Origin of the sequence: Acidocella sp. (assembly GCF_052326845.1) — a bacterium.
In the GTDB taxonomy this organism is placed as follows: domain Bacteria; phylum Pseudomonadota; class Alphaproteobacteria; order Acetobacterales; family Acetobacteraceae; genus Acidocella.
In genome coordinates, this window is sequence record NZ_JBKQJR010000183.1 from 1 (window position 1) to 6,125 (window position 6,125).

The 6,125-nt window shown below is 64.0% G+C and carries 6 protein-coding genes; all 6 read right to left on the reverse strand.

All coding sequences use genetic code 11. The annotated features are described in order from the left end of the window. Window positions 1–934 (reverse strand): hypothetical protein (locus ACLPJJ_RS12385; protein ID WP_443591281.1); only part of this gene is annotated, 934 nt, incomplete at its 3' end. Window positions 935–936: 2 nt separating this feature from the next. Continuing rightward, window positions 937–1,428 carry a type II toxin-antitoxin system RatA family toxin gene (locus tag ACLPJJ_RS12390; RefSeq protein WP_443591282.1) on the reverse strand — a complete coding sequence of 164 codons (492 nt, stop codon included), beginning with the start codon at window positions 1,426–1,428 and terminating at the stop codon, window positions 937–939. Continuing rightward, complete coding sequence (gene lipA / locus ACLPJJ_RS12395; protein ID WP_443591283.1) at window positions 1,425–2,375, reverse strand: lipoyl synthase; 951 nt, start codon at window positions 2,373–2,375, stop codon at window positions 1,425–1,427. The genes ACLPJJ_RS12390 and lipA overlap by 4 nt, the downstream gene beginning before the upstream one ends. Window positions 2,376–2,378: 3 nt before the next feature. Beyond that, window positions 2,379–3,773, reverse strand: a complete 1,395-nt coding sequence (gene lpdA / locus ACLPJJ_RS12400; RefSeq protein ID WP_443591284.1) for a dihydrolipoyl dehydrogenase — start codon at window positions 3,771–3,773, stop codon at window positions 2,379–2,381. A 117-nt stretch (window positions 3,774–3,890) separates the two neighbouring features. Then, the gene (locus ACLPJJ_RS12405) at window positions 3,891–5,150 is read right to left on the reverse strand and encodes a 2-oxo acid dehydrogenase subunit E2 (protein WP_443591285.1); all 1,260 of its coding nucleotides are present in this window, start codon (window positions 5,148–5,150) and stop codon (window positions 3,891–3,893) included. A 15-nt stretch (window positions 5,151–5,165) separates the two neighbouring features. Then, on the reverse strand, window positions 5,166–6,125 hold a 960-nt coding region (locus tag ACLPJJ_RS12410; RefSeq protein WP_443591286.1), incomplete at its 5' end, for a pyruvate dehydrogenase complex E1 component subunit beta.

Genomic DNA, 6,125 nt, shown 5'->3' on the forward strand with positions numbered 1-6,125 from the left:
TCCCATCCGATTCAATCAGATGGGAATACGCTCTAGCCAATACAGCGAGATAGGCCAAGGCAAAGCGCGGGTCGCGCACCGCCTCCTCTGAAACGACAAACGTTTTTCCTTGCAGCCAGAAGAACGGGTAGGCCGCCCATTGCAATGCAGATTTGGGGAAGAACCGTTGGTCTTGAAAATTGGCTGTAAGTGTCCAGGCGGAATGGAATAATCCACCCAACAAAGGGAAGAATGGATTGCCGAATTGCCGCCACAACACCAAGCCCCACCAGCTATAACCAGCGATGAAGCCCAGTGCCCCCATGGCGCCCAACAGCGCTAAAGCTCGTACCTCCCGCTGCGTCCCGGCGGTGCAGAGCACGAACAACGTAAGCGGCGGGATGAACACTGCCGCCGTCATTTTCAGTGCCACGGCAAAGCCGCCGAGCAGTCCCGCGCCCGTTATACCATGCCAGCCGCCGCGCAGCGCGCAGAGCAGGGCAAGGAGCACCAGGTCGGCGATCAGAATATCGTTATAGGCGGTGCCGACTTCTGAAAGCGTCGTCGCACCGGTCAGGCCGAGTGTTGCGGCAAGAAGCCCAGTCCACCAGTTATCGCTCAACGCTCGTCCCAAGCGCAGCACCACGAAGACCAGAAACCCGTAGGGCAGCCCAGCCAGCAGTGCCGCAATGCGGGGTGCGTGCGGGAATAACACGCAGCGCGCCAAGTAGTTGGGAATATCCGCGAGCGGGTTTAAATACCCTTGAAATCCGGCGGCGAAATAATCCTGCGTGAGCCGCCCATTCAGCGCCGCGAATGGGGCGTAGAGATGGTAGTTCTGCAAATCCCAATTTACATCGGTACGGTCGATGAGCGAGAGCACCGCACCGAGCAGCAGGCAGATCGGCAATTGTAGCCTTGCGCTGGTCCAGGGCAGACGTTCGACGCCCAGCATACCTAAACCGCCGCCTTCTGCTCGTTCCCTTCTGGCGCCCCCAATGCCGCCGGGCCATATACCGCCTGGGCGCGCTTGAGGAAGGCATGCACCATCATGCGCACCGCCTCGGTGAACACGGCGCCGATGGCCTTCTGCAGCACAAAGTTGCGGAACTCGAAGTCCACGAAGAAATCAACGACGCATCCATCGGGGTGCGGGGTGAAATCCCAGCTATTATGCAGATATTTGAACGGCCCTTTCTCGTACTGCACGCGGATCGCCCGTGCGCCGTCCGGGGCTGGGGGCAGCAGCAGCACGCGGGAGGTGAAGCTCTCCCGGAACGGGCCGAAGCCGATGGTCAGGTCCGCAACCATCTCGTGCCCCACTTGGCTGCGGATACGCGCCCCCACGCACCAGGGCAGGAATTTCGGGTACTTGGCCACGTCGGCTACCAATGCGTAGAGCTGGGCCGGGGTGTAGGGCACCAGCTTTTGTTCGGAATACGAGGTCACGCTGAGAGCTGCCTTGCACGCGCTTCGCGAAGTGCGGCGAAATCCGCGTCCGCGTGGTAGGAGGACCGGGTGAGCGGCGTGGCGGAAACCTGGAGGAAGCCCTTGGCCCGCGCCATGCTGGCCAGCTCCTCGAATTCTTCCGGCGTCACGAACCTGTCCACCGCCGCGTGCTTCACGGTAGGTTGCAGATACTGCCCGATGGTCAGGAAATCGACATCCGCGATGCGCAAATCGTCCATCACCTGGCCGATTTCCGCCTTGGTCTCGCCCAGCCCGACCATCAGGCCGGATTTGGTGAATATCGACGGGTCAACCTGCTTCACGCGGTCGAGCAGCCGCAGGCTCTGGTAGTAGCGCGCCCCTGGCCGGATGGTCGGGTACAGCCGGGGCACCGTCTCCAGGTTATGGTTGAACACGTCCGGCTTGGCCGCCGCGACTTGCTCCCCACAGCCCGGCTTGCGTAAAAAATCAGGCGTCAGAATCTCAATGGTGGTCTCCGGTGCAGCCGTCCGCACGGCCTCGATCACGGAGCAAAAATGCGCCGCCCCGCCATCGGCCACGTCGTCGCGGTCCACCGAGGTGATGACGACATGCCGCAGCTTCAGCTGGGCCACGGCCTCGGCCACGCGGCGGGGCTCATCGGCATCCAGCGGCGCCGGCAGGCCGGTCGCCACGTTGCAGAAAGAGCAGGCGCGGGTGCAGATCTCGCCCATGATCATCATGGTGGCGTGGCGCTGCGACCAGCACTCCCCGATATTCGGGCAGGCCGCCTCCTCGCACACCGTGGCGAGCTTCTTCTCCCGCATCAGCTCGCGGGTCTCGTGATACACGGCACTGGTGGGCGCCTTCACCCGGATCCAGGCCGGCTTGCGGCTGATCGGATTGTCCGGCCGCCCCTGCTTTTCCGGATGCCGGACGCGGTGATCGATCTCGATGCGGGTGCTCATGCGTCAGAAATGTATAACCTGCCCGTAAGCGTCAAGCACAGATTCATGCATGGCTTCCGAGATCGTCGGATGGGGGAAGATGGTATGCATCAGTTCCTCCTCCGTCGTCTCCAGCTGCCGCGCGATCACGAAGCCCTGGATCATCTCCGTCACCTCGGCGCCGATCATGTGCGCGCCGAGCAGCGCGCCGGTCTTGGCGTCGAAAATGGTCTTGATCAGGCCTTCGGGTTCGCCAAGCGCGATGGCCTTGCCATTGCCGATGAGCGGGAACCGCCCGACGCGGATTTCATGCCCCGCCTCCTTGGCCTTGGCCTCGGTCAGGCCCACCGAGGCCACCTGCGGCCGCGCATAGGTGCAGCCGGGGATGTTCCAGGTCTCGAACGGGTGCGGGTTCAGCCCTGCAATCGCCTCAACGCAGACCACGCCTTCGTGGCTGGCCTTGTGCGCCAGCCAGGGCGGCCCCGCCACGTCGCCGATGGCGTAGAGGCCGGGCTCGGCGGTGCGGGCGTAGCCATCCACCACGATATGCGTGCGCTCCACCTTCGCCTTGGTGTTCTCCAGGCCGATATTCTCAACATTGCCGACAATGCCGACCGCCGAGATGACCTTCTCCACCTCGAAGACCTGTTCCTTGCCGTTGGCCTCCACGGTCACTTTCACCGAATCCGGCCCCTTCTCGGCCTTCTTCACGGTGGCGGAGGTGATGATCTTCATCCCCTGCTTCTCGAACGCCTTGCGGGCGAGGCCGGAAATCTCGGCATCCTCCACCGGCAGGATGCGGTCCATCATCTCCACGATGGTCACCTCCACGCCCAGCGCGCGGTAGAAGCTGGCGAACTCCACGCCGATGGCACCCGAGCCCATGATGAGCAGGGATTTCGGCAGGGTCTCCGGCACCATCGCCTCGAAATACGAGATTATTTTGCTCCCATCCACCTCTAAACCGGGGATTTGGCGAGGACGCGCGCCGGTGGCCAGGATGATGTGCGGCGCGGCGAGCTGGGCGAAGGGCTTTTCGTTCACGTACACGGCGAGGTTCCCGCCACCCATCAGCTTGCCGTAACCGTTATACACGGTCACCTTATTCTTCTTCAGCAAATGCCCGATGCCGCCCGAAAGCTGCTTGGAGACGGCCCGTGACCGCGCCACGATCTTGGCCAGATCCACCTTCACGTTCTCGGCCGAGAAGCCGAATTCCGGCAGATGGTCGAGCATGTGCTTCACCTCGGCCGAGCGCAGCAGCGCCTTGGTCGGGATGCAGCCCCAGTTGAGGCAGATGCCGCCCAGATGCTTGGCCTCCACCACGGCCACCTTCATCTTCAGCTGTGCCGCGCGGATGGCCGCGACATAGCCGCCAGGACCGCCGCCAACGACGATCAGGTCAAAATTGTCAGCCATTTTCGGTCCTTCCGGTTAGAGCGCGATGACCGTAGGCGAAGACGCCGAAGGTCTGAATCGCGCGATCAGACAAAGAGCTAGAGTATGGTGATTGAGCGAAGGCGATATCACCGTGCTCTAGAGCAGCAGGCTCAAGGGCTCTTCGATCAGCCCCTTCAGCGTGGCCAGGAATTCAGCGCCCAGCGCACCGTCGATCACGCGGTGATCGACCGAGAGCGTGGCGCTCATCACCGTGGCGATGGCGAGCGAATCGCCCTTCACCACCGGCCGCTTTTCGCCAGCGCCCACGGCCAGGATGGCGGCCTGCGGCGGGTTGATGATGGCCGAGAACTCGGAGATGCCGAACATGCCGAGGTTGGAGATGGAGAAGCCGCCGCCCTGGAACTCTTCCGGCTTCAGCTTGCCAGCCTTGGCCCGCGCGCCGAGGTCCTTCATTGTGTTGGAGATGGCGGCCAGCCCCAGCCGGTCCGCGCTCTTCACGATCGGGGTGATCAGCCCGTCCGGAATGGCGACGGCGATGGAAATGTCCACATCGTCGTACTGGATGATCGCCTCATCGGTCCACGTGGCATTCACGCCCGGGTGGCGCTTCAGCGCGATAGCGCAGGCCTTGATGATGAGGTCATTCACCGAGAGCTTGAACGCGCTCGGGCCGTCCTTGGGCGAGGTCGCGTTCAGCTTGGCGCGCAGCGCCAGCAGGGCGTCCAGCTCGATATTCACCGTGAGGTAGAAATGCGGCACGCTCTGCTTGGATTCCGTGAGGCGGCGCGCGATGACCTTGCGCATCGTCGAGTTCGGCAGCTTCGTGTGCGGCGCGGCAATGACCGGGGCGGGTGCTGCCAGCTTCGGCGCGGCCACCGGGGCAGCAGCCGCCACCGGGGCGGCAACGGGGGCTGGGGCATGCGCCGGAGCGCCTTCCAGGTCCGCCTTCACAATCCGCCCGCCCGGGCCGGAGCCCTTTACCGTGGCGAGGTCGATGCCCGCCTGCTTGGCGATGCGCCGGGCCAGCGGCGAGGCGAAAACGCGCTCGCCATGCTCAACCACCACCTGGGCAGCGGCAACAGGCGTGGCAGGAGCCGGGGCAGCGGCAGCCGGGGCAGGGGCGGCGGCGCTTGGCGCGTCCACCGCCTCGCCCTTGGTGGCGGTGAGGATGGCGATTACGGCATTCACGGCCACGCCCTCGGTGCCATCCGGCACCACGATCTTGGCGAGGAAGCCCTCATCCACGGCTTCCACTTCCATGGTCGCCTTGTCGGTCTCGATCTCGGCCAGCACGTCGCCGGACTTCACCTCGTCGCCCTCATGTTTCAGCCAGCGGGCGAGTTTCCCCTCGGTCATCGTCGGCGACAGAGCGGGCATCAGAATGTTAATGGCCATTTGCGCCTCCCTTGCTCAGAACAGTTTCTTCACCGCGTCCACAACCCAATTGGGCTGCGGCAGCGCCAGTTTTTCCAGGTTGGCGGCGTAGGGCATCGGCACGTCGATGCCCGCCACGCGCACCGGCGGAGCGTCCAGCCAGTCGAAGCAATGTTCCACCACGGTGGCGATGATCTCGGAGCCGATGCCGGCGAAGGGCCAGCCTTCCTCGACGCTCACCACGCGGCTGGTCTTCTTTACACTGGCGGCAATGGTCTCGATGTCCAGCGGCCGGATGGTGCGCAGGTTGATCACCTCGGCAGAGATGCCAGCTTCAGCCAGCGCATCGGCGGCCTTCAGCGCCACATCCACCATCATCGCGAAGGCGATGATCGTCACATCGGTACCCGCACGCTCCACCTTGGCCTTGCCGATGGGCAGTATGAAATCCTCGGAGGTCGGGCACTCGAAGGTGTGGCCGTAGAGGATCTCGTTTTCCAGGAAGATCACCGGATTCGGGTCGCGGATCGCGGCGCGCATCAGTCCCTTGGCGTCGGCGGCACTCCACGGCGCCACCACTTTCAGCCCCGGGCAATGCGCGTACCAGCTGGCATAGCACTGGCTATGCTGCGCGCCCACGCGGGCAGCGGCGCCGTTCGGGCCGCGGAACACGATCTGCGCCCCCATCTGCCCGCCGGACATATACAGCGTCTTGGCGGCGGAGTTGATGATCTGGTCGATCGCCTGCATGGCGAAGTTGAAGGTCATGAACTCGACGATCGGCTTCAGCCCGTTCATCGCCGCACCCACGGCCATGCCGGTGAAGCCATGCTCGGTGATCGGCGTGTCGATCACGCGCCGGGGGCCAAACTCGTCCAGCATGCCCTGGCTGATCTTGTACGCGCCCTGATACTGCGCGACTTCCTCGCCCATCAGGAACACGTCCTTGTCGGCGCGCATCTCCAGGGTCATCGCCTCGCGCAGGGCCTCGCGCAC

Bases quoted from the DNA above. Each gene is read 5' to 3' on its own strand.
- lipA (WP_443591283.1), bottom strand. From the start codon at position 2,375: ATGAGCACCCGCATCGAGATCGATCACCGCGTCCGGCATCCGGAAAAG.
- lpdA (WP_443591284.1), bottom strand. From the start codon at position 3,773: ATGGCTGACAATTTTGACCTGATCGTCGTTGGCGGCGGTCCTGGCGGC.
- ACLPJJ_RS12405 (WP_443591285.1), bottom strand. From the start codon at position 5,150: ATGGCCATTAACATTCTGATGCCCGCTCTGTCGCCGACGATGACCGAG.